Genomic DNA, 25,375 nt, shown 5'->3' with positions numbered 1-25,375 from the left:
TGCAAAAGCGCATTTTTATAAGCTTTTGATAAAAATATGAACAGACAGCGCAGATAATGCCTCTACGCTGTGTTAAATAGACTACTTATTTGCGTGGTAGATCGCGAATTTGGTGGTCTTATTTAGAGTCGCGCATTTTCCAAAAGATTGTTCAATAATTGGAATGTATTTTAAGAAGCTGTTCGCAACGATGAACAACTCTCCAGCATGCTTTAAGTGCTTCGGTGCCTGCGCCAGCAGAGTTTCCGTTGCACTGTAGCTGGTGTCTAAACCTGAGTGGAATGGTGGATTACTGATGATGAATTGGTAGTCTTGTGCTGTATCAGAATAGACATCTGACGCGAAGACTTTACCTGTTAAACCATTCGCTTCGAGGGTTGCTTGGCTTGATGCTACTGCAAATGCACTGATGTCACACATTTCTAGCTCGATATCAGGATTACGAGATGCCATTACTGCGCCCAACACGCCAGCACCACAACCAAAATCCAATACCTTGCCTTTTAGTTTTGGCAAAGTATCCAACAGCAGTTGGCTACCCACATCGAACTCACCGTGGCTGAATACGCCAGGAAGACTTTTTACGGTAAGTGATTGCTCACCAATGTTAACCGTGTAGGTTTTAAACCAGTCTTGCAAGTTGAAAGATTGTGGCTGTTCGAAGCATTGACCCCAGTAGAAAGAACAGCGACGCGCTGAATCGTATTTTACGACCTTGCCGTAAGGCGCAAACATCTTCTCAATACTTTTCACGCCAGAGCGGTTTTCACCGACAACGACAATCTCAATCTCTTTGCCTAACTTGGCAAACAGCATCGCCAACAAATACTCCGCTTCTGCCTTGGCTTTTGGCCAATACAACATCACTAAGTCAGCTTTGGTCTCTTCGGTAAACTCAGCACCGTAAAAACGTTGGATGGTGCTACAACCTTCAAGCTGACGGTAGTAGCTGTAATTAGAAGTGAACACAGAGACAGATTCACAATGCTTCGCTAATTCAACAGGGAATAAGTCTTCAGCCTCACCGGCAACTAAAACATGTTTGCCTTCAAAGTAGGCAAGTTGGCGCTCAGCAATCTGACTTGGGGCAATGTAGGCGGACATAGGACACTCTATTGAATCGTTAGCAAAAAATGAGGGCGGATTTTCGCATAATCCGCCTAAAGCTTGAAGTGTTTAATACGCGTTCGGCAAGCAAGTTGCCTAATGAGTCGGTTAACTCTTGTCTTGCTGGTTTAAAAAGTCTTTAAACTCTTCATCGTAGATATTGAATAGGACAATCGTTATAGCAAAAATCAACGGGCCATAGATAAGACCAATCAAGCCAAACAGTTGAATACCACCCAATAGTGAGAAGAAAATCATCAGGGTGTTCATGCCTGCGCTGCCTTGCATCAGAAGCGGACGCAGAAGATTATCAATTGAACCAACAATTGCCACACAGTAAACCGTTAGGAAAATTGCCCATGTGGTATCACCTGTTAGGAATAAGTAGGTTGCGGCTGGAATCCAGATTAGCGCCGTACCGACTACAGGGATGAAAGAGGCGAAGCCCATCATGGTTCCCCAGAATAGGCCAGGGAAACCGGCGATCCACATGCCTAAACCGCCTGCAATACCTTGTGCGATTGCGGTTAAGAATGACCCCATTACGGCAGACTTCGATACTTGTTCAATCTCTGTTAGAAGTTTGTCTTCTTGGCTACGAGACAATGGAAGAATATGGCGAACGACGCTGATGATTTTGTCGTGATCTCTTAACAAGAAGAACAGAACAAACAGCATCAAGAAAAAATCCATCAAAAAACTGGTCGCATCACCAAGAATTTTTGCACTAATACCAACCAATTTTGAACCAAAGCTGGTAGCGAACTCACCGACTTTTTGAGCGATGGCTTGAGGCTCAATGTTGTCAAAAGGGAGGTAGTTATTTACAAACGACAGCGCTTTAACCACCAATGGGTGGGCAAATAGAGTTTGAATGCCACCGTGTGTTACCCATTGATAGGTGTTTTGAGAAAACAGAGAACCTTGCTGAACAATTGCAGCAAACACTGCTAATAAAGGAATAACGATAATAAAAGTCAGTATCACACAAGAAAGCAATGAGACGATGTTTTTTTTCTTTGGTATCTTTCTTTCAAGCCATTCGTGGATCGGGAACATCAAAAGTGAAATGATAAATGCCATTATTATTGAGTTCACATAGGGTTCGATAAGCAGATAACAAGCAAAAGCCGCCGCGAGTAGGGCTATGATGATCACCCAATGGCTAGAATTAATTTTAATTTTTTCTGACACGATAATGGTCTCTATATTGGCATTCTAAGTTTATAATGGCTGCAAAACAGAGAGTTAGCAATGAGGAGTTTTGATTATGGGGTGCTGTGACAAAGATAAGAAATGCCAAGACGAAGAACAACAAATAAAAAAAGAGATCCCGTGGTTCAGAATGTTCCTTGGTACGCTGATGTTGTTGGTTTTCCTTTTCTGGGAACGTTAGACGCTTTTTGTTAAGTTTTCGAACAAATTGACGAGGAATCTAAGCGGAAATACTCGAGGCTGAATAACTCGGCGCACTAAAAAAGGCTGCGTTAATGCAGCCCTAAATTCAATCGGTTAGCGACTTATAGAGGACTTTCGATTAATTACTTTCAGAAGCTATGATCGCGAAACAACGGTCAGCCGCTTCTAGTGTCGCATCAATCTCTTTTGAACCATGAGCCAGAGAAGTAAAGCTTGCTTCAAATGCTGATGGGGCAAGATAAACACCATGCTTAAGCATTAGGTGGAAGAAGCGCTTGAAGCGTTCAACATCACACTTAGTTACATCTTCGTAGCAGGTTACGGTTTCTTGATCTGTAAAGAAGAAGCCGAACATACCGCCAGCTTGGTGTACAAGCAAAGGAATACCGTGCTTGTCAGCAAGTTGCTTGAAGCCATTCGCTAGTTGTTTCGTTTTTGAAGCTAGACGTTTTTCGTTACCTTCTTCTCGTAGAAGGTTCAAACATGCGTAGCCAGCTGCCATAGCAACAGGATTACCTGAAAGCGTCCCCGCTTGGTAAACTGGGCCTGTTGGTGCGATGTATTGCATCACTTCTTTACGACCACCAAAAGCACCCACCGGCATACCGCCGCCGATCACTTTACCAAGGCACGTTAGGTCTGGCTTGATGTTGTAGTAAGCCTGCGCACAGCCTTCAGCAACGCGGAAACCTGTCATTACTTCATCAAAGATTAGCAATGCACCTTCTTGGTCACAGATTTCACGTAGACCTTCGTGGAAGCCTTCTACTGGTGGAATACAGTTCATGTTGCCCGCCACTGGCTCAACGATGATACATGCGATTTCACCTTTGTTTGCAGCGAATAATTCACGTACTGAATCTAGGTTGTTAAACGTTGCCGTTAATGTCAGTTTAGCAAAATCAGCAGGAACACCTGGAGAGCTTGGTTGACCTAAAGTTAATGCGCCAGAACCCGCTTTTACTAGTAGGCTGTCTGCATGGCCATGGTAACAGCCTTCAAACTTGAGGATTTTGTCACGACCAGTGAAGCCACGAGCAAGACGAATTGCACTCATTGTTGCTTCAGTACCCGAGCTAACCATACGTAGCTGTTCCATTGATGGAACCATCTCAGATACCAGTTCAGCCATTTTGATTTCAGTTTCAGTTGGAGCACCGAAGCTAAGGCCTCGTTGAGCTGCTTCAATGACTGCATCACGAATCACAGCGTGGTTGTGACCCAAAATCATTGGACCCCAAGAGCCAACGTAATCGATATATGCTTTACCATCAGCATCAAAAATAAGTGGGCCATCAGCGCGTTCAACGAAGATTGGCGAACCACCTACGCCATTGAATGCACGAACTGGAGAGTTTACGCCACCAGGAATAGTTTGCTGTGCTTGTTCGTATAGCTCTGCTGATTTGGTCATTGATATATCCTCTTTTGACTGTCGGACCAATTGGCACGCATTGTACCTATCCCGAATCCAACTAGGAATGCTTTCGCCGATATAATCATCCGAATCTGGTTGTTTTGTGTGGTTACACGTTTTAATTGCCAGTTTACAGCAGTAAAAGGAAGGATCCGGTGGTGAATACTTGAACGTTTCAGTCAGGTATTAGATAATCAGCCGAATATAAGAAAATACTCAACAACTATGGTCTCGAATTAGATTTGTATCATGTTGTTTTTGACACAGGTAAGAGAGGTTGTCGTGAGCGAAGTAAATATCCCATTGTCTTTTTCTGATGCAGCAGCTACCCGCGTACAAACGCTAATTGCTGAAGAAGAAAACCCAGAACTAAAACTGCGTGTATATATTACAGGTGGTGGTTGTAGTGGTTTCCAATACGGCTTCACATTTGATGAAAAAGTAAATGATGGTGACACTACCATTGTAAACAGCGGTGTAACGCTGGTTGTTGACCCAATGAGCCTACAGTACTTAATGGGCGGCATGGTTGATTACACTGAAGGCCTAGAAGGCGCACGTTTCTTTGTAAACAACCCGAACGCAACGACAACATGTGGCTGTGGTGCATCGTTTAGCGTCTAGCTTTAGTGGAAAGTAGGGCTTGAAAGATTGTAAACGCCGGACTGATGTTCGGCGTTTTGTTTTAGAGGAACCTTAAAAAGACTTACTGCTACTTTAAATTTATTATTTTTCAAAGTATTCCGGCTTTTTGTAAACCGCATATTTTTTAAACTGTCGATCGTGTCCAACTTCATTCCTCGTTGGTCTGTTAAGGTTACTTTTGTACATCAGGAAGTTGTATATGACATATTAAATTAATTGGCGTAATTAATTATATCGTATAAAAGGATTTGCTATGACCTCTCTCTTTTCTGGCCCATTGCTTTCTCAGAAACTTAAACAGCCATGGCTGGTTTCTTTGATTCTCGTGATGTTGTTGTCTATTTGGCTTGGTTTAGGAGTGGGACAAGCGGAAGAATCGCCAGAGAAAAAAGCGGCAGAGGTTCCGCTGGCTAAGGTTTCTTTTCAAACATTCACTTCTTCACCTACCTATAAAAGCATTGATCTCTATGGCAGAACGGCGCCAGATAGACATGCTCGTTTAGGAGCCGAAGTCGCGGGAAAGATTGTTCGATTGAACCTTGTTAAAGGTGATCTGGTCAAAGCAGGGCAGGCCATTGCTCAGATTGATAAAGGCGATTTAGAGATTCAACTTGAACGTGCATCGGCTTTATATCGCTTAAAACAAAAAGAATTTAAAGCCGCACAATCATTGAAGGAAAGAGGGCTCCAAGGAGAGATAGCCTATACTTCCGCAGAGGCTTCACTAACTGAAGCCAAGGCCATGAAGCGCAACGCGGAACTGGCTCTAAAGAATACCGTTATTACGTCGCCTTTCTCGGGCGTGGTTCAAGATTTAATGGTGGAGCTGGGTGATTTTGTTGGTGTTGGCGATCCAGTCGCTGGTGTGATTGACCTCGACCCTTTAGTTATTGAGGCTGATGTTAGTGAACGCCATATTCAACATTTGTTAGTCAATCAATCCGCTTTAGTTCGCCTTTTAGGCCGAGAAGAAGCAGAAGGGCGCTTGCGTTACGTTTCTCGAATATCTTCAACTTCAACTAACACCTTCCCCGTAGAGATCGAAATCGACAACTCTGATGGCTTATTACCGGCCGGTGTCAGTGCTGAAGTGAAACTCAACCTAGAAACAAGAGACGCCATCAAGGTAACACCTGCTATGTTGGCATTGGATGAAGCCGGTAACCTTGGGGTTAAAACTCTGGTGTCACTCGATGACTCTCCAACTGTAAAATTTGTCGGCATCCAGCTTGTGAAAGCCGAGCAAGATGGCGTGTGGCTCACAGGACTTGGACAACGCGTTGATATCATCACGGTAGGCCAAGGTTTTGTGCGTGATGGCGATTCGGTGATTGCGGTTGCGCAAGGTGCTGAACTCTCAAACGCAACCGCTGAGTAGGGGATAGCCGATGTATTCAATTATTGATGCAGCCTTGTCTCGATCTCGAACAATGCTCTCACTTTTGGCGCTAATTATTGTAGCAGGTGTTGTGACTTACATAACGATACCCAAAGAGTCGAGCCCCGATATCACAATACCAATTATCTACGTTTCTGTAGGACACCAAGGCATTTCCCCAACCGATGCTGAACGCTTGCTGGTTCGACCGATAGAGCAAGAGCTTAGATCGATTGAAGGTGTGAAAGAAATGACGGCAACGGCAGCTGAAGGGCATGCCTCTGTTGTGTTGGAGTTTAACGTTGGTGTCGATCTTACTAAAGCGATGGCCGATGTTCGTGATGCGGTGGATCTTGCTAAGCCAAAGCTACCAGAAGACAGTGATGAGCCAACTGTGAATGAGGTGACGCTTGCTTCAGAGCAGCCGGTACTTTCGGTTGTGTTATTCGGTACTGTCCCTGAACGAACTATTGTGCAAATAGCCCGAGATCTTGGTGATGAATTAGAAAGCCACCGGCAAATTCTAGAGGTCGATATTGCGGGTGATCGTGATGATATCGTAGAGATTCTCGTTGATCCTTTACTAATGGAAAGTTACAGCCTCGATCAAGCTGATATCTACAATCTGATTGCTTTGAATAATCGAGTCGTGGCGGCGGGTTTCGTTGATACGGGTTATGGGCGTTTCTCTGTCAAAGTTCCTTCGGTTTTTGACTCCTTAAAAGATGTGCTTGAGTTACCTATCAAAGTGGATGGTAAACAGGTGGTGACATTCGCTGATGTGGCTACGGTTCGTCGAGCATTTCGAGACCCAGAGAGTTTTGCTCGTTTAGACGGTAAATCTGCAGTTGTCTTAGATATTAAGAAGCGTGCAGGCGAGAACATCATCGAAACCGTAGAGTTAGTCAAAGCCGTTATGGTCGGAGCTCAACAGCAAGAGGAATGGCCAAACAATTTATTGGTTAAATATACCTGGGATGAATCTAAAGATGTGAAGATCATGCTCAATGATCTTCAAAACAATATCTTATCCGCCATTATTTTAGTGGTGATCGTTATCATCGCAATTCTTGGTGTTCGTACCGCATTACTGGTTGGCATTTCAATCCCCGGGTCATTCCTTACGGGGTTATTGGTTTTGTCTGTATTTGGCTTAACAGTCAATATCGTGGTGCTATTTTCATTGATTATGGCTGTTGGTATGTTGGTCGATGGAGCGATTGTCGTTACTGAATTTGCCGATAGGCGGATGCAAGAAGGGGAGGGACGTAAAGCGGCCTATCGAGATGCAGCCAAGCGAATGGCATGGCCGATAACAGCATCAACTGCTACAACCTTGGCGGCGTTTGCTCCGTTACTGTTTTGGCCGGATGTGACGGGCGAGTTCATGAAGTTCTTGCCATTAACACTGATCGCGACCTTAACTGCTTCATTGATCATGGCGTTGTTGTTTGTTCCCGTATTAGGCGGATTGATTGGTAAACCTCAATACGTGTCTCCTCAGAGCCAAGCTCGAATGGTGGCTTTGCATAATGGCGATTTTTCACAAGCAACGGGTTTAACCAAGGCGTATTACCACACATTATCTATTGCGATTAGTCACCCATTTAAAATTCTTTTCGGTGCGGTATTACTTGCGGTTGCGGTGGGTTTTACTTACTCCAAGGCCGGACTTGGTGCTGAGTTCTTCCCTGAAGTCGATCCGCCATTTTTTAACGTCAAAGTTCGTTCACATGGTGATCTTTCAATTCAAGAAAAAGATGACATTATGCGCGATATCGAACAGATGATGCTGAATCATGATGAGTTCGATACTGTTTACACACGAACGGGTGGCGACGATCAAATTGGTTTGATCTCGATTACACCTGTCGATTGGCAATATCGTCGTAGTGTTAAAGCGATCATTGAAGAGTTGAAGCTACAAACTGAACTCTACCCAGGGGTTGAGATTGAATTCAAGTTTCCCGATGCAGGACCGCCAGTTGAAAATGACTTAGTGATTGAGCTGGCGGCAAAAACACCAGAGCAACTTAATCAGGCGGCTAAAATTGTGAGGCATTGGGCGGACGGCAACCAAGCGCTAACCAATGTTAGTGATACCGCGAGTAAAGACGGTATAGATTGGAAGGTGGATATTCGCCGAGACGATGCTGCCCGTTTTGCTGCGGATGCAACCTTAGTTGGTAATACCGTTCAGTTTGTCACCAATGGATTAAAGATTGGTGATTACCTGCCAGATGACTCATCAGAAGAAGTCGACATCTTAGTGCGTTATCCGAATGATAAGAGAGACATTGGCCGCTTTGACCAGTTAAGAGTCAAAACTCCGGCTGGTCTTGTTCCGATCACCAACTTCGCACAGATAGTTCCTGATCATAAGCAAGACACGATTAAGCGTCTTGATGGTAAGCGAGTAGTGAACATCATGGCAGATATGGAAGAGGGCTATAACCTTGCCCTCGAACTGCCAAAGATCGAACAGTCGCTGAGTGAGTTGGGGCTGCCGAGTAGCGTTGAGTTCCGTATCCGTGGTCAGAATGAAGAACAAGAAAACTCTTCAGCCTTCTTACAAAGTGCATTCATGGTTGCTCTTGCAGTAATGGCGTTGATTCTGATCACTCAGTTCAATAGCTTCTATCAAGCATTCTTGATTCTCAGTGCGGTGTTGTTTTCAACGGTTGGTGTGTTTGTTGGCTTGCTTATCTTCCAGCGTCCGTTTGGCATCGTGATGTCTGGCATTGGGGTTATTGCGCTTGCTGGGATAGTGGTGAACAACAATATCGTGTTGATTGATACCTATAACCAGTTAATAAAAAGAGGCTTAGATAAGCGAGATGCCATTCTAAGAACCGGTGTTCAGCGTTTAAGACCGGTAATGTTAACGACGATAACCACCATTTTAGGTCTGATGCCTATGGTCTTAGAGATGAACATCGACCTGATAAATCAAAAAATAGAGTTCGGTGCTCCGAGTACGCAGTGGTGGTCTCAATTGGCTACGGCAATAGCAGGAGGATTAGCGTTCGCGACGGTACTGACATTGGTACTGACGCCTTGTTTGTTAATGCTAGGGCGAAACAAGAAGCCTGAAATAACTGACACTGTGGTTCGATGAAAATAAAAAAGAGCACCTAAATAGGGGCTCTTCTCATATGGTTATTTAACGGTGAAGTTGCTGAAACCTGTAAACGATCTAATTGGTCGCAAGCAACTGACCATATCGTTCAAGGTTTTGTAGTCGGATCCCTGAATTAGCAATGAAGGTCGTTTTCATTTTGCCGGTCAACGATTTTGATTGAGGCAGTTTCACCGTTCGTGCATTTTTATGTACGCCGTTGACCAAGAATTCATAGTGTAAGTGTGGGCCAGTCACACGACCGGTTCCACCAAGAGTACCGATAGTTTGGCCTTGTTTCACTCGCTGACCTGTTTTCACCATACGTCGCTTCATGTGCAGATACTTAGTAATATAGGTGTTGCTGTGGCGGATGAAAACGTAGTTACCATTAAATTGGTTGTAACCTGATTTTTGAACAATACCGTCACCAGCAGCCCAAATAGGTGTGCCTACTGGCGCCGCGTAATCTGTACCTCGGTGTGCGCGGACCTTACCTGTCACAGGGTGTTTTCTACGTGGATTAAAGTTAGATGTCACACGACGGAAATCAATTGGTGAACGTAGGAAAGCTTTTTTCATGGCACGACCATTTTCGTCGAAGTAGTTGCCGCTTTTATCATCTAATATCGCGGTAAATGAATCACCTTGGTTTCTGAAAACTGCAGCGATAATCTTGCCGCGACCAACCACTTCGCCTTCAACGACTTTCTCTTGGTATAAAATCTTGAAGCTATCGTTCTTGCGAATATCCAGAGCAAAATCGATATCCCAACCGAAAATCCCCGCTAGCTCCATCATTTGATTTGCGGTTAGCCCTGCGCTTACGCCTGCATTCCAGAAATTCGACGTAATATTGGCTTCGGCATAATTGTATTGGTAGACAATTTCTTTTTTGTCAAAACTTGAGGAAAAGGAATCACCAGACTTGGTGATTTTAAAGTGTTCAAATGCACTAAGCTGTCGTTTTAACTGAATAAGGTTGTTGTTTTCATCAAAACCAAATTGCAAAACATCACCGGGTCTTAGGTTAGATAGCTGATTTTTAATATCATTATTGGTATTAAGTAGAGTGATCAGTAAGCGGTATGAGAGGCCGATGCGTTCGAATAAAACAGAGGTGCTTTCGCCAGAGCGAACGGTATATTTTTCCCAATTGAGTACTGATGTTGGTAGTGTGTCACTTGAAGTGGTAAGAATAGATGCATTGATAGCTAGTGGGTAATGTTTTCCCACGACTAAAGCGCCAGTGTCGTCACGTAAGCTGTTGACATCAGGGAGTAAGAAAATCGCGACGAAAATTACGGCACTAAAAAATGCGATAAAAGCCCGGTGCAAAATAGGAAGACGTGCAAAAATTGATAACATGTTCCGGTTCGTTTTGTAAATATGATGAAAATCGACGATGGAATAGTGTAACTGGTTTCAAAATACATCGCTATTCAAGTAAGATGTCTAATTATTATATTTTTGCCAAATCTGTGGGAGTGAACAAGAATGGCGAGTATTGAAGCTGCACTAGCCGAGATCAAACGTGGCGTAGAAGAACTAATTCCAGAAGACGAACTGATAGCGAAGTTAAAAGAAGGTCGTCCTTTACGCATTAAGCTGGGTGCCGATCCAACTGCTCCAGATATCCACTTAGGCCATACGGTTATCTTTAACAAGCTTCGTGCTTTCCAAGAGCTTGGTCATGAAGTGACATTCCTTATTGGTGATTTTACTGCAATGGTTGGTGACCCATCAGGTAAGAACTCCACTCGTCCACCGCTAAGCCGTGAAGACGTATTGAAGAATGCTGAAACTTACAAAGAGCAAGTATTCAAGATTCTAGATCCTGCGAAAACACAAATTCGTTTCAACTCTGAGTGGTTATCTGAGCTTGGTGCTGAAGGTATGATTCGTCTTGCTTCTAACCAAACCGTTGCTCGTATGCTTGAGCGTGATGACTTTAAAAAGCGTTATGCTGGTAGTCAACCGATCGCAATCCACGAATTCATGTACCCACTTCTACAAGGTCACGACTCTGTTGCACTAGAGAGTGATGTTGAACTTGGCGGTACTGACCAAAAGTTTAACCTTCTAATGGGTCGTGAACTGCAAAAAGCGGCAGGTCAAAAACCACAAACAGTATTGATGATGCCACTGTTGGTTGGTCTAGACGGTGTTAAGAAGATGTCTAAGTCTGCGCACAATTACATTGGTATCAGCGAAGCACCAAGCGAGATGTTCGGTAAGATCATGTCGATCTCTGACGATCTAATGTGGAGCTACTACGAGCTACTATCTTTCCGTCCACTTGAAGACGTTGCGGAACTAAAAGCTGGCGTTGATGCAGGTAAAAACCCGCGTGACGTGAAAGTTCTTTTAGCTAAAGAGATCATTGCTCGTTTCCACAGTGAAGCGGACGCAGAAGCGGCTGAACAAGAATTCGTTAATCGTTTTGCGAAGAACCAAGTACCAGATGATATGCCTGAATTCGAATTCGAAGCAGGCCTACCCATTGCTAACGTTCTAAAAGAAGCGGGCCTAGTAAACTCGACTTCTGATGCGATGCGTATGATTAAGCAAGGCGCAGCTAAGCTTGAAGGCGAAAAGATTGAAGATAGCAAATTTATACCGGAAGCAGGTACCGCCGTTTACCAAGTTGGTAAGCGTAAATTTGCTCGTATTACTATCAAGTAATATTAAGGCTCGATGATTTATCGAAAAGGCATCTATGGATGCCTTTTTTATTCCCCTCAAAATAAGAACTATTGACCGAAATTTGACAAAGTTTTTGAACGTGAGCTGCTACACTGCGCGCGCTGTCAAATTGGCAGTAATTCTGGAGATTTTTATGAACAATACCGACCATCCTCCTAGTTTGAATGGAGAAGAATAACCTGACTCGGTATTGATCTATTGTCCTGCCGTTCCGGTAGGGTATCTTTGTTTCCCCCCTCTAATTCTTTTCCACACTCTAGATTCTAACAAATAGACACATCTGTGCGTTAAGCTCTTGGTGCGCCTAGCGTTAAGCTCTTGGTGCGCCTAGCGGTATGCTCTTGGTGTACTAGCTGTAGGCTATTTGTTTTGATGGTCGTTACCTTTGCCAATCGGGAGATTCGTCATGACGGTAATGAACAACACTTTTTTATCTATTGAAGCTCTGTATTCAGAGCAAGACATCCGAGCTGTATCTAATGCATTTCAGCAATACGGACGTGAGCAACAAATTAACCTTTTGAACCGTATGCCACTTGAGGATGCGGTGTTAGTACTTGGACAATGTTCTCTCAGTGCGATTCAGGCCTTACTTAGTGGTTTAGAGGAGCAAGGCTTTGAGAAGCGTTCTCGACATTTAGCTCACCAACTAGGGTTGATCTATTCAGAGGTTGAGCCTCAGCAGGGTTACCTTTCAACGGGGGTTATGAGCCACGTTAGGCAGCGTATCGGTTGGATTATCGCCTTAGCGTTACTTGGTATTGTTTCTGGACTTATCATTGCTCAATATGAAGATATCCTGAGCCAATTGGTACTGCTGGCGATCTATATGCCTGTTATAGCCGCTGCGGGTGGTAACACGGGCACCCAAGCTGCGACTCTGGTGATCAGAGCCTTAGCCACCGGTGAGATGAAGAAGCGCCAATGGGCTCAAGTTTTATGGAAGGAGTTTAGAGTCGCCATTTGCTTAGCTTTTGCTATAGCTGTGGTGATGATCGGTCGTATCTTATTGTTTAGTGATAACCAGTCAACAGGGGAGTACGACATCAATATGATTGCTTTTGCGATTGCGGTGGCGTTATTTATTCAGGTGACGATATCAACAGTATTAGGAGCTGGGTTACCGATCGTAGCAAGGCTGTTTAAGCTTGATCCTGCAGTGTTAGTAAGCCCTGTTTTAGCTTCGATAGTCGATATTTCGGGGATGTGGATTTATTTTACGGTCGTGAACTCATTCTTGGGCATTGCTTAACGCCTTTAAATAAAGATTCTGGAAACAAAAAAACATCTTCGAAACAAAATGACGCTGAATATTTAAGAACCTCAGCGTCATTTTTATTCTGCAATTAGCGGCTTACCACAAGCTAATCACTACTTAGATTTACTCTGTGTTGACTGAATTTGACCACATCTTTGTAGAAAGCACGTTCAAACAGGGTGATTGGTGCCTCGACTGGTTTGTCTGGATCTTGCTCTTCAGGGAAGTAATCACGTACAAACTGCACGAAAATCGAATTTGGATTTCCCACTTTATCTAAACCAAAACCTGCCATGTTATAGCTGCCGTACAAAGACCCACTTTTCGCAATAATATTACCTTGGATTGGTGCTTTTCTCATGCTTTGACGGTATTTGAGCGTTCCATCTGTGCCCGATGTAGGCATTGCCTCAATGAGGTTGAGCTGTTGGTCATTATCCCAGATGTAACGCAGAACCTGAGCCATGGTTTGTGAGGTCATGCGATTATTCCTCGATAACCCTGAGCCATCGACCAACTGCGCTTTGCTTAGGTCAATGTTGGCCTTGGTCTGCAATATCTGTTTTATTGCTTCAGTACCATTATTAAAGCTACCGGGCTGGACATAAAACGTTGCACCAAGCGTTTTGGTTAGGTTGTCTGCGATAAGGTTGTCTGATTTTTTCAGCATGGTATCGAGCAGTTCTGGAAGTTTTTCAGAACGGTGACTCGCGACTAATATGGTTTTGTTTACTTTAGCTTTTTTACCAACAACTACGTCGCCTTTAACTTGGATTTTCAGCTCTTTAAGAAGCGAAGTGACGACTTGATAGGTGTAAAGTTCTGGGTTTTGAATCGCGAACTTGAGTGGTAATGGCTTCTTACGTTCAACCAAGCAACCAGAAAGCTTGTAAGTGTTGTTTAGAGTAGTAATGAGCTCTAAGTCGCATTGTGTGGCCTTCTGCCCTGAGCGAGTTACGGTGGCTGCGGTGGTTGTCACGTCTATCGGATAATGAGCTGGGATATATACTCGTGTGGTACCGTTATCTTTCGTATAAATAGAGGCTTGTGCGCAGTTGCTGTCTAACGTCATTGCACTAGAAGGCGCGCTGTAACAAACGCCTAGAATGTCCCAAGGCCAACCAACCGCTCGTTGATAGCCAGTATAAGCTGAATTATCGAGGTATAGATTACCTTTGATGCTTTTAGAATGCGATTTAGCGTATTGAGCTAACAGGTTTTTTAGATCGTCTCGCTGTAGTGTTGGGTCTCCGCTAAATGAGATCACAGCATCCTTACTAGAACGAGCAATGCTAGTCGTATAGTGAAAGTCATCCCCTAATTCTAATTTAGCCGCCAAAGCCGTGACCAGTTTTAAAGTGCTAGCTGGTGGATAAAAGCCACCACTGTCGATATCCATTTCATTTAAATCGCCACTTAGAGATCCTAAGATTAAACTTGTGCTACTGCCATCGGGCAGTTTATTTAAAGGAGCGTAGGCAAATGCAGAGCACGATAGTAAGGATACGATAAGTATATAAAACCTGGTCATTTTTATTCCAATATGAGAACCGTTCTAAAACTATTGCTAAGTTATCGTAGTGAGGCTCAAAGGTCACGTATGTGGGTGAAATTTCAATGTAAAGGTGGAATTACTTTGGCTGCGTGCTTTAAAGGTGGTGAATTTGGTGAGGTATAAAAAAGGTCTAGCATTTTTGCTAGACCTTTGGTTTTTTATATAACAAACAGAGTGTTTGTTAACACATTAGAATGCGTATTTTAGACCTAGACGTAGAGTATCTTCGCCTTCGATTTTCTTGCCAGCAATCTGAGAGTATTGGCTATCTAGGTTATTTAATTGGTAAGCAACATAAGCGTTAATGTTTTTGTTGAAGCGGTAGTCACCAGTAACTTCGAAGAAATCGCTTTGATCTTCTTTAGTACCATTAATTTTTAGATCCGTTTTTTGGTAAGCACCCATTAAAGAGAAGCCGTTACCAAAGCCGTATACTGCAGAGAATTCCATACCGTTGAAATCTGATTTGTCTTTATCGTCTGCTTCGCCAGTAGTGTATGTACCCGCCAAGTATAGAGAATCAAGAGTGTAGTTTACACCTGCGATGATAGCGTCGCCAGAACCGTTGCCTTCGCCATTGTCTCCAGCAGAGTAACCAAGACCGAAGCCTAGCCCCATTGGTAGAGTGTAGATACCAGAAACACCGTAAGCGTCAGTGTCTTTTTCTTCACCCGCAACTAAACTTGCTTTTACTGTTAGAGCATCAACAAAGTTACCAGTGTAAAGGATTGTGTTGTTGATTTGCTCGTTACCAGCGCTGATGAATTCTTTTTGAGCACCAGTAAATGTCGTTACGTCAGACATTTGAGAGATTTGTACTGCCGCTGTATCTTGACGACCGAATGATACTGCGCCGAAGTTACCTTGAAGACCTGCGAACATGTAACGTTGTTTGAAGTCAGAATTCGCATCATTGTCGCTAGAAGAGTTTACTGTTTGCTCTGCTTCGTAAAAACCAAAGCCGCTTAGTGATTCATTGATTTCTGTAGTACCACCAACGTTAAGACGGAAACGGCTGTTGTTAGCCATTGTGCCTTCAATTTCTTCTCCGCCGTTACCAATGAAATCACCACGGAATTCCGCGCGACCACCAACGTTTAGTTCTGTGCCATCTTGGCTGTATACGTTTGCTGCATTTGCGCCGGCTGATACTGTTGCTGCTACTGCTAGAGCGATCAGAGTCTTGTTATTCATGTTATTAATTCCTAATTACTGTCCATAAAGGTATTTATCAAGGATTTGAATCCTTTTTGTGTATTGCTCGTATTAATCAAGCTTCATAATCATGCTTAGAGCAAAAGTGCAAAACTTGCTAGAGCAATTCATGGGGTTCTTTTTACCCTTAAAGTTCAATGCTTCGTTAGTAAAATGATATCAATAAAAATACTGAACGCTGTTTTATTGTTTTTTTGTTATTTAACTTGTTGTTTTAAAATAATTTTAGTTTAAGTGTGATCTGTGTTTATTTGGTTTGTTTTTGTTATTTTTAGGTATTTCATCTCCGATTTGTTGGTCGGGAGATTAGTATTGATTTTTGTGATGCCTGTAATTTAGACTTAGGTAAAGCTTTTATAATGCAAAGTTGAATAAAGATGATTTAGCTATCAAGTTTGTTTACACTAAGCCATATCGTTTTGTTTCTACCACCCAATAAATACGTTGGGTGGATTTATGTTGGCCAAAGAAAGCTTTGGCATAGAGGTAAAAAATGGAAAACGTTCCAATGACAGTACGTGGCGCACAACAGCTACGTGACGAATTAGATCGCCTACTTAAGCTACGCCCTGCTATCTCAGCTGCTATTGGTGAAGCTCGTGAATTAGGTGACTTGAAAGAGAATGCTGAATACCACGCAGCTCGTGAAGAGCAAGGAATATGTGAAGCTCAGATTCGAGATATCGAATACAAGCTATCGCTGGCTCAGATCATTGATGTCACTCAGATGGATAACACAGGTAAGATTATCTTTGGTACTACTGTGACTTTGATCGATGTGGATACAGATGAAGAGTATCGTTACCAGATCGTTTCTGAAGACGAAGCCGATATCAAAACGGGGCGTATTTCAGTGAAATCACCAATTGCTCGTGGTCTTATCGGTAAGATGGAAGGCGACGAAGTGATGATTTCGACTCCTGGCGGTGATAAAGATTACGAAATAGACAAAGTAGAATATATCTAATTGAATTTTCTTTGTTTCTGATAGGTAAAAAGGTCGCTAAATGCGACCTTTTTCGTTTCTCACGCTACACTATAAGATAAGAGCTGTAGCTCCCTCTTTGTGATGCTAGCTTACTATTATATAGCTAACTTATTTACGTGGAATCTCGATTTTACGTGCTTCTGACTGACGGAACAGTACTAGAACTTTACCGATAGTCTGTACTTTCTCTGCTTTAGATTCACGTACAATGGCGTCGATAATCAGTTGCTTAGTCTCACGGTCTTCTGATGCAACTTTAATTTTGATCAGTTCGTGGTGGTCTAGAGCTAATTCGATTTCCGCTAGAACAGCTTCAGTAAGTCCATTTGCGCCCATTAGCACAACAGGTTTTAAACTGTGAGCTAGGCCCTTTAGATGCTGCTTTTGTTTGGTACTTAGGTTCATTACGCGGCCAATTTTCTTTACTATTAGGGTTGAAAAAACCTATTTTAACGCCATCTAAAGCTGAAGACTATAATTTATTCAGCAATTAGTACTTTCCTCCAATTTAGGTATCCAATGAGCAAACAGAAACACTCGGCCAGTTCAGGCCGTTGGTTGAAGGAACACTTCGACGACAAGTACGCAAACGAAGCAAGAAAAAAAGGTTATCGCTCGCGTGCTTATTTCAAAATGGAAGAGATTCAGACGAAAGATAAATTGATGTCTCCGGGGATGACTATTGTGGATTTGGGGGCTGCACCTGGCGGTTGGTCTCAATATGCTGCTAAGATTGTTGGAGACAACGGACAAATCATTGCGTGCGACTTGTTACCAATGGATCCGATTGCTGGCGTTAGTTTTTTACAAGGCGATTTTCGAGAAGACGCTGTGCTAGAAGCGCTATTGGAACGTATACAACCCAACATGGTCGATGTAGTGATGTCAGATATGGCACCTAATATAGCAGGCAACAATTCTGTGGATCAGCCAAGAGCTATGTATTTAGTTGAATTAGCTTTGGATATGTGTCGACAAGTTCTAGCTACCAATGGTAGTTTTGTTGTAAAAGTATTCCAAGGCGAAGGCTTTGACCAATATGTTAAAGACGTCCGTGAGATGTTTAAAACAGTCAAAGTTAGAAAACCCGACTCTTCTCGAGCTCGATCTCGTGAAGTGTTTATCGTAGCCACTGGTTACAAAGGTTAACGATTCTCTTCTAAGAGTGAGAGTTAACAATATGGCTACAGGTGACAAACTGTAGTACCCTACCTTTAATTACAATTAGTTATCGAGAGGCTGACACCTTGAGTGACATGGCAAAAAATTTAATTCTGTGGCTTGTTATCGCTGTAGTGTTGATGTCGGTATTCCAGAGCTTCGGTCCTGGGGAAAGTAACGGCAGAGCAGTAGATTACACCACGTTTGTACAGGAAGTTGGCCAAGGCCAGATTCAAGACGCACAGTTCAATAACAGCGAAATCACTTTCACACGTCGTGGCGGTGGTGCTAAGTATGTAACTTACATGCCTGTTTATGATCAAAAGCTACTTGATGACTTAATTAATCAAAACGTAAAAGTTCAGGGTACACCACCTGAAGAACAGAGCCTGCTTGGCACTATCTTCATCTCATGGTTCCCAATGATCTTACTGATTGGTGTATGGATTTTCTTCATGCGTCAAATGCAAGGCGGTGGCGGCGGTAAAGGCGCGATGTCTTTCGGTAAGAGCAAAGCTCGTATGATGAGCGAAGAACAAATTAAAACGATGTTTGCTGATGTTGCGGGTTGTGACGAAGCAAAAGAAGACGTTAAAGAACTTGTTGACTACCTTCGTGACCCTAGTCGTTTCCAAAAACTAGGCGGTAAGATCCCGACAGGTATTCTGTTGGTTGGTCCTCCTGGTACTGGTAAGACATTGCTTGCAAAAGCGATTGCCGGTGAAGCGAAAGTACCTTTCTTTACTATCTCAGGTTCTGACTTCGTAGAAATGTTCGTTGGTGTTGGTGCATCTCGTGTGCGTGACATGTTTGAACAAGCGAAGAAGGCTGCACCATGTATCATCTTTATCGATGAAATCGATGCCGTAGGTCGTCAACGTGGCGCTGGTGTTGGTGGTGGTCACGATGAACGTGAACAAACGCTGAACCAAATGCTGGTTGAGATGGATGGTTTCGAGGGTAACGAAGGTATTATTGTTATCGCTGCGACTAACCGTCCAGACGTACTTGACCCAGCATTACTTCGTCCAGGTCGTTTTGACCGTCAAGTTGTAGTTGGTCTACCTGATGTACGTGGTCGTGAACAGATTCTTAAAGTACACATGCGCAAGGTTCCATTATCAGGCGATGTGGAACCATCTTTGATAGCTCGTGGTACTCCAGGATTTTCTGGTGCAGATCTTGCGAACCTTGTGAATGAAGCGGCGCTATTTGCTGCTCGTGGTAACAAGCGCAACGTATCTATGGTTGAGTTTGAACTTGCGAAAGACAAAATCATGATGGGTGCCGAGCGCCGTTCAATGGTTATGTCTGAAGAAGTTAAAGAGTCAACCGCTTACCACGAGGCGGGCCATGCGATTGTCGGTCGTTTGGTTCCGGAACATGATCCTGTTTATAAAGTGTCAATCATCCCACGTGGGCGCGCACTCGGTGTAACCATGTACTTGCCTGAACAAGATCGCATAAGCATGTCTCGTCAGCATCTAGAGTCCATGATTTCTAGTTTGTATGGCGGTCGCCTAGCTGAAGAGCTTATCTACGGTACAGACAAGGTTTCGACTGGTGCGTCTAACGATATAGAGCGTGCAACTGATATTGCTCGTAAGATGGTTACGCAATGGGGCTTCTCTGAGAAACTGGGTCCTCTTCTTTATGCTGAAGAAGAAGGTGAAGTTTTCCTAGGTCGTGGCATGAGTCAAGCGAAACATGTTTCTGAAGACACAACTCGACTTATCGATGAAGAAATTCGTATTTTAATCGATAGAAACTATGCGCGTGCTAAGCAAATTCTTGAAGATAACATGGATATCATGCACTCGATGAAAGATGCGCTAATGAAGTTTGAAACGATTGATGCCGGTCAGATTGATGATTTGATGGAACGTAAAGACGATATTCGTGAACCTGCGGGCTGGAGTGATCAAGCGAAGGCTGAACCTGTGAAGGAAGAGGCGAAGCCTGAAGCTGAGGTTCAATCTGAAGCAAAAGCCGAACCAGACGCTGAAGAATCGAAAGTTGAAGAAGTTAAATCTGAATCAGATGATGCTCAAAACAAAGATTCTTAATCACTAATCTATAAATTAAAACCCTGACTGTGTTCAGGGTTTTTCTGTTTATAGCCTTAAGTGTTTTACTTTTTAAGAGCTGCATTTCATGATATTAAAAGCAAACAATAAAACTCTCGTTTTAGACCGCCCACATGTAATGGGTATCCTCAATGTCACTCCTGACTCTTTCTCTGATGGCGGAAAATTCAATTCATTAGATAATGCCTTACTGCAAGCAGAACGAATGATTCAAGCTGGCGTGAGCATTATTGATATTGGTGGTGAATCGACTCGCCCTGGAGCTCCTGACGTCTCCCTAGAAGAAGAGCTGTCTCGAGTGATTCCTACAATTAAAGCCATTCGCGCTAAATTTGATGTTTGGATTTCTATTGATACCAGTAAACCTGAAGTGATGCGCGAGGCTGTTGAAGCGGGGGCTGATTTGATCAATGATGTTCGCGCTTTACAAGAGCCCGGAGCTTTAGAGGCTGCTGCTGATGCGAATGTTCCGGTTTGCCTGATGCATATGAAAGGCCAACCAAGAACCATGCAATCGACTCCAAATTACGATGATGTCCTTAAGGATGTAGAAGACTTTTTGACTGAAAGGGTAGAAAGTTGTGAGGCCGTGGGGATATCAAAAGAACAGCTAATTCTTGATCCTGGTTTTGGTTTTGGTAAAACCATCGAACATAATTATCACCTCTTAGCACACCTTGATAAATTTCATTCTCTTGGGCTTCCAATTTTAGCTGGAATGTCGAGGAAATCGATGATCTATAAGCTGTTGGACAAAGTCCCCGCTGATTGCATGGTAGCAAGTGTCACTTGCGCAACTATCGCTGCAATGAAAGGGGCTCAAATTATTCGCGTTCACGATGTTGAAGACACGTTAGAAGCGATGAAGATAATCGAAGTGATGAATAACAATCACTAATAATAATTAAGGAAAATCCACATGTCAGATAAAAGACGTTACTTCGGAACAGATGGTGTGCGTGGCAAAGTAGGCCAGTACCCGATTACCCCTGATTTTGTTCTGAAGCTTGGCTGGGCTGCGGGACGTGTTCTTGCGAAACAAGGCACAAAGAAAGTAATCATTGGTAAAGATACTCGTATTTCTGGCTACATGCTTGAATCAGCTTTAGAGGCAGGCCTTGCTGCAGCCGGTCTTCAGGCGACCTTTACAGGCCCTATGCCGACCCCCGCTGTTGCTTACCTAACACAAACATTCCGTGCGGAAGCAGGGATAGTTATCTCTGCATCGCATAACCCATATTACGATAATGGCATTAAGTTTTTCTCTTCGGAAGGTACAAAGTTGCCAGACGACATTGAGTTAGCCATTGAAGCTGAACTTGATAAAGACATTGAGTGTGTTGATTCTTCTGAGCTGGGTAAAGCAGTACGTTTAAACGATGCGGCTGGTCGTTACATTGAATTTTGTAAAAGCACGTTCCCAAATCAGATGACGCTTGCAGGAATGAAGATCGTTGTCGATTGTGCACATGGCGCGACTTACCATATTGCTCCTGCTGTATTCAGAGAGCTCGGTGCCGAAGTGATTGCGATTGGTGTTGAGCCTAACGGTACTAACATCAATCATGAAGTAGGCGCAACAGATGTTAGAGCTCTGCAAGCTAAAGTACTTGAAGAGGGAGCGGCTTTAGGGCTTGGTTTTGATGGTGACGGCGACCGCATCATTATGGTTGATGAACTCGGTAACAAGGTAGATGGCGACCAAATCGCTTACATCATTGCTCGTGATGCATTGCGTCGTGGTGAGCTGAAGGGGGGCGTTGTTGGTACATTAATGACCAACCTTGGTATGGAAAACGGCCTTAAGCAGCTAGGTATTCCATTTGTACGTGCCGCTGTCGGTGACCGTTATGTAATGGAGCAGCTTCTGGCTAAAGGCTGGAAAATCGGTGCTGAGAACTCTGGTCACGTTATCTTGTTGGATAAAGTAACTACGGGTGATGCTATTGTTGCTGCCCTGCAAGTACTAGCTTCAGTCGTGGACAGTAATATGACATTGAATGAACTTTCTCAAGGTATGACGTTATACCCTCAAGTTCTCGAAAATGTTCGTTTCAGTGGTGATTCAAACCCATTAGAAGCCGAAGTGGTTAAAGCGGCGGTTGTTGACGTGGAAGCTGAGCTCGGTGAGAAAGGTCGTGTACTACTGCGTAAGTCTGGCACTGAGCCTTTACTGCGCGTGATGGTCGAGGGTGAAGACGCTGAACTTGTTCAATCATCTGCACTTAAGATTGCTGATGCAGTAAAAGCTAACTGCTAATCAACCTCAACTTTAACAGGCGTACTGAGTGTCCCCTGTTATTAGAAGTGGTTGAGTTATATAGAGGCTAAAGGGACCTGAGTGTGTTTGGTGTCGCTTTTGGCCTTTTTTTGACCATTCACTTGGTAAAGACTTATTTTTTGGAAAAATCCTCTTGTCAGGCCACGCTGCATTCGCTAGTATTGCTCGGCCTTCAGTTAGGAGGCCGCTAGCCTTGTTCATGAAAGTATTTTTTGAACGGCGCTGGCTCAACAATTAGGAACATAGGTGGAAAAATGTTTACAGTTCTACTTGTGATTTACCTGTTGGCAGCGCTTGGTGTAATTGGCCTAGTGTTGATTCAACAAGGTAAAGGCGCAGATATGGGAGCCTCTTTCGGTGCTGGCGCTTCAAACACTGTGTTTGGTGCTGGTGGCTCAGGAAATTTCCTTACCCGAATGACTGCAGTTTTTGCAACTACATTTTTTATCCTTAGCTTAGTACTTGGTAATATGTCTACACATAAGACTGAGTCTCAGTGGATTGACCCGACCCAAGGTCAGGTAATCCAACAAGCTGAAGATGCAGTGAGTGAAGTTCCGACGCAAGGCGACGAAATTCCACAATAATCTGCAAAGATTTGATGCCGAGATGGTGAAATTGGTAGACACGCTAGCATGAGGTGCTAGTGCCTTAGGGTGTGAGGGTTCGAGTCCCTCTCTCGGCACCATGTTTACAAACTTGTAAAACATCTTGTTGGGCGTATAATGCTCACAAGTCGGACGCGGGATGGAGCAGTTTGGTAGCTCGTCGGGCTCATAACCCGAAGGTCGTCGGTTCAAATCCGGCTCCCGCAACCAATTTTCAGTGCTATAATGTAGCATGTGTTGGTGGCAAGTTTGCACAGTGTGAACCTCACTGTGAGCTAAGTGAATATCTAATATGATAACGCTTAGCATATAAGGGTCCAGCAATAAAAACCCCGGCTTATACGGGGTTTTTTGTTATCTAAGCATTTGTAAATGCGTTTAGATAATATTTGCTTGGAATTTAAATTGGGCTTTGAGCCCTTTTTTTGTTTCTGGAGTGGTTAAATGACTGGTTTAGAAAGACAACTTACTGAAATGCTTGACGCTCCAGTAGCAGCATCAGGTTATGAGTTAGTTGGATTAGAATTTATTCGTGCTGGTGAGCACTCAACGCTACGTATTTACATCGATTCACCAAACGGTATCAATGTAGATGATTGTGCTGAAGTTAGTCACCAAGTCAGTGCCGTAATGGACGTTGAAGATCCAATTTCAGTGGCTTATAACCTTGAAGTGTCTTCACCAGGTTTAGAAAGACCATTGTTCAAAGCAGAGCATTACCAACAATTTATTGGTCACGAGGTAAGCATCGTTTTAAAAATGGCTGTCGGCAACCGTCGTAAATGGAAAGGTGATATCCAATCTATCGAAGGCGAGACAGTGAAAGTATTGGTTGAAGGACAAGAAGAAGAATTCGTCCTTAGCAATATTGCGAAAGCTAACCTGATCCCTAAATTTTAGTTCTCCTAGAGAGAAGAGCTTAAGAGGCTAGATTAATGAACAAAGAAATTTTGGCGGTAGTAGAAGCTGTTTCTAATGAGAAAGCAGTTCCTCGTGAGCGTATTTTTGAAGCGCTTGAAATCGCGCTTGCAACGGCAACAAAAAAGAAAAGCGAACTAGAAATTGAAGTTCGTGTTGAGATTGACCGTAAAACGGGTGATTTCGAAACTTTCCGCCGTTGGGAAGCTGTTGAGGAAGTTGAATTTCCAACAAAAGAAATCTCTATTGAAGCTGCAAAGTACGATGACCCAGAGATCGAACTTGGCGGTTTCATCGAAGATGATATCGAATCAGTAACGTTTGACCGTATTACGACTCAAACCGCTAAGCAAGTTATCGTACAAAAAGTACGTGAAGCTGAGCGTGCTCAAATTGTTGAACAGTTTATTGATAACGAAGGCGAGCTAGTAACTGGCGCAGTTAAAAAAGTTAACCGTGATACCGTTATTCTAGACCTTGGTAATAACGCAGAAGCGGTAATCCTTCGTGATGACCAACTTCCTCGTGAAAACTTTCGTCCAGGTGATCGTGTTCGTGGTCTTCTATACGCAGTGAAACCAGAAGCTCGCGGTTTCCAGCTTTTCGTTACTCGTTCGAAGCCAGAAATGCTAGCTGAACTATTCCGTGTTGAAGTGCCTGAGATTGGTGAAGAGCTAATTGAACTTAAAGGTGCTGCACGTGACGCTGGTTCTCGTGCTAAAATCGCTGTGAAAACAAACGACAAACGTATTGACCCTGTTGGTGCGTGTGTTGGTATGCGTGGTGCACGTGTACAAGCTGTTTCTAACGATCTTGGCGGTGAGCGTATCGATATAGTGCTTTGGGACGATAACCCGGCACAATTCGTAATCAACGCTATGGCTCCTGCTGATGTTGCTTCTATCATCGTAGATGAAGATACACATTCAATGGACATCGCGGTTGAAGCTGACAATCTAGCGCAAGCTATCGGTCGTAGTGGTCAAAACGTACGTCTAGCATCTCAACTCACTGGTTGGGAACTGAACGTCATGACTGTCGAAGATCTTCAGAAGAAGCACCAAGAAGAAGCGGTTGCTTCAATTGAAAACTTTATGAAGCATCTAGACATTGAAGAAGACTTTGCTCAAATGCTTGTTGAAGAAGGCTTCTCTACGCTTGAAGAAGTAGCATACGTTCCTGTAAGCGAGCTTCTTGAGGTAGATGGCCTAGACGAAGGTATCGTCGAAGAACTACGTAGCCGTGCAAAAGATGCATTAACGACTCTAGCGCTAGCGCAAGAAGAAACGTTCGATGGTGTTGAGCCAGCTGAAGACTTACTTGCACTTGAAGGTCTTGAGCGTGAGATGGCTTACAAGCTAGCTGCAAAAGGTGTTGCGACATTGGAAGACCTAGCTGACCAAGGCGTTGATGAACTAGAAGGCATCGAAGACCTAACTGCAGAGCGTGCAGGCGAGCTAATCATGGCTGCGCGTAACATCTGTTGGTTCGGCGACGAAGAATAATTCAGCAAG

21 protein-coding genes and 2 tRNA genes are annotated in these 25,375 nt (G+C 43.6%); 16 read left to right on the top strand and 7 right to left on the bottom strand.

The annotated features are described in order from the left end of the window. Positions 1-81: 81 nt before the first annotated feature. Together rsmC and OCU50_RS11485 are read right to left on the bottom strand one after the other, a co-directional pair. Entirely contained in the window at positions 82-1,104 is a 1,023-nt protein-coding gene (gene rsmC / locus OCU50_RS11490) for a 16S rRNA (guanine(1207)-N(2))-methyltransferase RsmC (RefSeq protein ID WP_060468552.1), read from the bottom strand. Positions 1,105-1,215: 111 nt separating this feature from the next. Next, on the bottom strand, positions 1,216-2,301 hold the full coding sequence (locus OCU50_RS11485; protein ID WP_060468551.1) for an AI-2E family transporter: 1,086 nt from the start codon (positions 2,299-2,301) through the stop codon (positions 1,216-1,218). 76 nt (positions 2,302-2,377) lie between these two features. Here OCU50_RS11485 and OCU50_RS11480 point away from each other — a divergent pair, with 76 nt between their 5' ends. Then, the gene (locus tag OCU50_RS11480; protein ID WP_017056654.1) at positions 2,378-2,503 is read left to right on the top strand and encodes a hypothetical protein; all 126 of its coding nucleotides are present in this window, start codon (positions 2,378-2,380) and stop codon (positions 2,501-2,503) included. 141 nt (positions 2,504-2,644) lie between these two features. Here OCU50_RS11480 and hemL read toward each other — a convergent pair whose 3' ends face one another. Continuing rightward, positions 2,645-3,940: a glutamate-1-semialdehyde 2,1-aminomutase gene (hemL, locus tag OCU50_RS11475; RefSeq protein ID WP_060468550.1), complete on the bottom strand. Its 1,296-nt coding sequence runs from the start codon at positions 3,938-3,940 to the stop codon at positions 2,645-2,647. Between the two features lie 285 nt (positions 3,941-4,225). On the opposite strand from hemL, the gene erpA reads away from it, so the two are divergent. From erpA to OCU50_RS11460, 3 genes are all read left to right on the top strand, one after another. Further along, positions 4,226-4,567 (top strand): iron-sulfur cluster insertion protein ErpA, encoded by a 342-nt coding sequence (gene erpA / locus OCU50_RS11470; protein ID WP_004734539.1) that lies wholly within the window; start codon positions 4,226-4,228, stop codon positions 4,565-4,567. A gap of 274 nt (positions 4,568-4,841) precedes the next feature. Further along, positions 4,842-5,966 carry an efflux RND transporter periplasmic adaptor subunit gene (locus OCU50_RS11465; RefSeq protein ID WP_060468549.1) on the top strand — a complete coding sequence of 375 codons (1,125 nt, stop codon included), beginning with the start codon at positions 4,842-4,844 and terminating at the stop codon, positions 5,964-5,966. A 10-nt stretch (positions 5,967-5,976) separates the two neighbouring features. Further along, a complete protein-coding gene (locus OCU50_RS11460; RefSeq protein ID WP_060468548.1) occupies positions 5,977-9,084 on the top strand; it encodes an efflux RND transporter permease subunit in 3,108 nt (1,035 codons plus the stop codon). Positions 9,085-9,162: 78 nt separating this feature from the next. On the opposite strand, the gene OCU50_RS11455 is transcribed toward OCU50_RS11460, so the two are convergent. Then, on the bottom strand, positions 9,163-10,452 hold the full coding sequence (locus OCU50_RS11455) for a peptidoglycan DD-endopeptidase ShyC (protein ID WP_060468547.1): 1,290 nt from the start codon (positions 10,450-10,452) through the stop codon (positions 9,163-9,165). 129 nt (positions 10,453-10,581) lie between these two features. Between OCU50_RS11455 and tyrS the strand changes: the two genes are divergently transcribed. Together tyrS and OCU50_RS11445 are read left to right on the top strand one after the other, a co-directional pair. Beyond that, the gene (gene tyrS, locus OCU50_RS11450; RefSeq protein WP_060468546.1) at positions 10,582-11,769 is read left to right on the top strand and encodes a tyrosine--tRNA ligase; all 1,188 of its coding nucleotides are present in this window, start codon (positions 10,582-10,584) and stop codon (positions 11,767-11,769) included. 427 nt (positions 11,770-12,196) lie between these two features. Next, positions 12,197-13,042: a magnesium transporter gene (locus OCU50_RS11445; protein ID WP_060468545.1), complete on the top strand. Its 846-nt coding sequence runs from the start codon at positions 12,197-12,199 to the stop codon at positions 13,040-13,042. Positions 13,043-13,154: 112 nt separating this feature from the next. Here OCU50_RS11445 and dacB read toward each other — a convergent pair whose 3' ends face one another. Further along, positions 13,155-14,579: a serine-type D-Ala-D-Ala carboxypeptidase gene (gene dacB, locus OCU50_RS11440; RefSeq protein ID WP_060468544.1), complete on the bottom strand. Its 1,425-nt coding sequence runs from the start codon at positions 14,577-14,579 to the stop codon at positions 13,155-13,157. A gap of 213 nt (positions 14,580-14,792) precedes the next feature. Next, a complete protein-coding gene (locus OCU50_RS11435; RefSeq protein ID WP_017056662.1) occupies positions 14,793-15,797 on the bottom strand; it encodes a porin in 1,005 nt (334 codons plus the stop codon). 514 nt (positions 15,798-16,311) lie between these two features. On the opposite strand from OCU50_RS11435, the gene greA reads away from it, so the two are divergent. Then, positions 16,312-16,785, top strand: a complete 474-nt coding sequence (greA, locus tag OCU50_RS11430; protein ID WP_060468543.1) for a transcription elongation factor GreA — start codon at positions 16,312-16,314, stop codon at positions 16,783-16,785. A 129-nt stretch (positions 16,786-16,914) separates the two neighbouring features. Here the strand turns inward: greA and yhbY are convergent, their stop codons facing one another. Then, positions 16,915-17,211 (bottom strand): ribosome assembly RNA-binding protein YhbY, encoded by a 297-nt coding sequence (gene yhbY, locus OCU50_RS11425; protein WP_004734509.1) that lies wholly within the window; start codon positions 17,209-17,211, stop codon positions 16,915-16,917. Positions 17,212-17,325: 114 nt separating this feature from the next. Between yhbY and rlmE the strand changes: the two genes are divergently transcribed. From rlmE to nusA, 9 genes are all read left to right on the top strand, one after another. Continuing rightward, positions 17,326-17,955, top strand: a complete 630-nt coding sequence (gene rlmE, locus OCU50_RS11420; protein WP_060468542.1) for a 23S rRNA (uridine(2552)-2'-O)-methyltransferase RlmE — start codon at positions 17,326-17,328, stop codon at positions 17,953-17,955. Between the two features lie 107 nt (positions 17,956-18,062). Next, positions 18,063-20,033 carry an ATP-dependent zinc metalloprotease FtsH gene (gene ftsH, locus OCU50_RS11415; RefSeq protein ID WP_060468541.1) on the top strand — a complete coding sequence of 657 codons (1,971 nt, stop codon included), beginning with the start codon at positions 18,063-18,065 and terminating at the stop codon, positions 20,031-20,033. An 88-nt stretch (positions 20,034-20,121) separates the two neighbouring features. Then, entirely contained in the window at positions 20,122-20,952 is an 831-nt protein-coding gene (gene folP / locus OCU50_RS11410; protein ID WP_060468540.1) for a dihydropteroate synthase, read from the top strand. Positions 20,953-20,973: 21 nt separating this feature from the next. Then, the gene (gene glmM, locus OCU50_RS11405) at positions 20,974-22,314 is read left to right on the top strand and encodes a phosphoglucosamine mutase (RefSeq protein WP_060468539.1); all 1,341 of its coding nucleotides are present in this window, start codon (positions 20,974-20,976) and stop codon (positions 22,312-22,314) included. Between the two features lie 275 nt (positions 22,315-22,589). Then, complete coding sequence (gene secG / locus OCU50_RS11400) at positions 22,590-22,922, top strand: preprotein translocase subunit SecG (RefSeq protein ID WP_004734504.1); 333 nt, start codon at positions 22,590-22,592, stop codon at positions 22,920-22,922. A gap of 16 nt (positions 22,923-22,938) precedes the next feature. After that, positions 22,939-23,023: transfer RNA gene (locus tag OCU50_RS11395), tRNA-Leu, on the top strand. Between the two features lie 53 nt (positions 23,024-23,076). Beyond that, positions 23,077-23,153: transfer RNA gene (locus OCU50_RS11390), tRNA-Met, on the top strand. A gap of 234 nt (positions 23,154-23,387) precedes the next feature. Next, positions 23,388-23,843, top strand: coding sequence for a ribosome maturation factor RimP (gene rimP, locus OCU50_RS11385; protein ID WP_004738265.1), 456 nt, complete (start codon positions 23,388-23,390; stop codon positions 23,841-23,843). Positions 23,844-23,878: 35 nt separating this feature from the next. Continuing rightward, entirely contained in the window at positions 23,879-25,366 is a 1,488-nt protein-coding gene (nusA, locus tag OCU50_RS11380; protein WP_060468538.1) for a transcription termination factor NusA, read from the top strand. Positions 25,367-25,375: the final 9 nt, after the last annotated feature.

It is taken from the genome of Vibrio toranzoniae (genome assembly GCF_024347655.1).
GTDB lineage: Bacteria > Pseudomonadota > Gammaproteobacteria > Enterobacterales > Vibrionaceae > Vibrio > Vibrio toranzoniae.
This window is presented reverse-complemented; position numbering and strand designations above follow the sequence as displayed.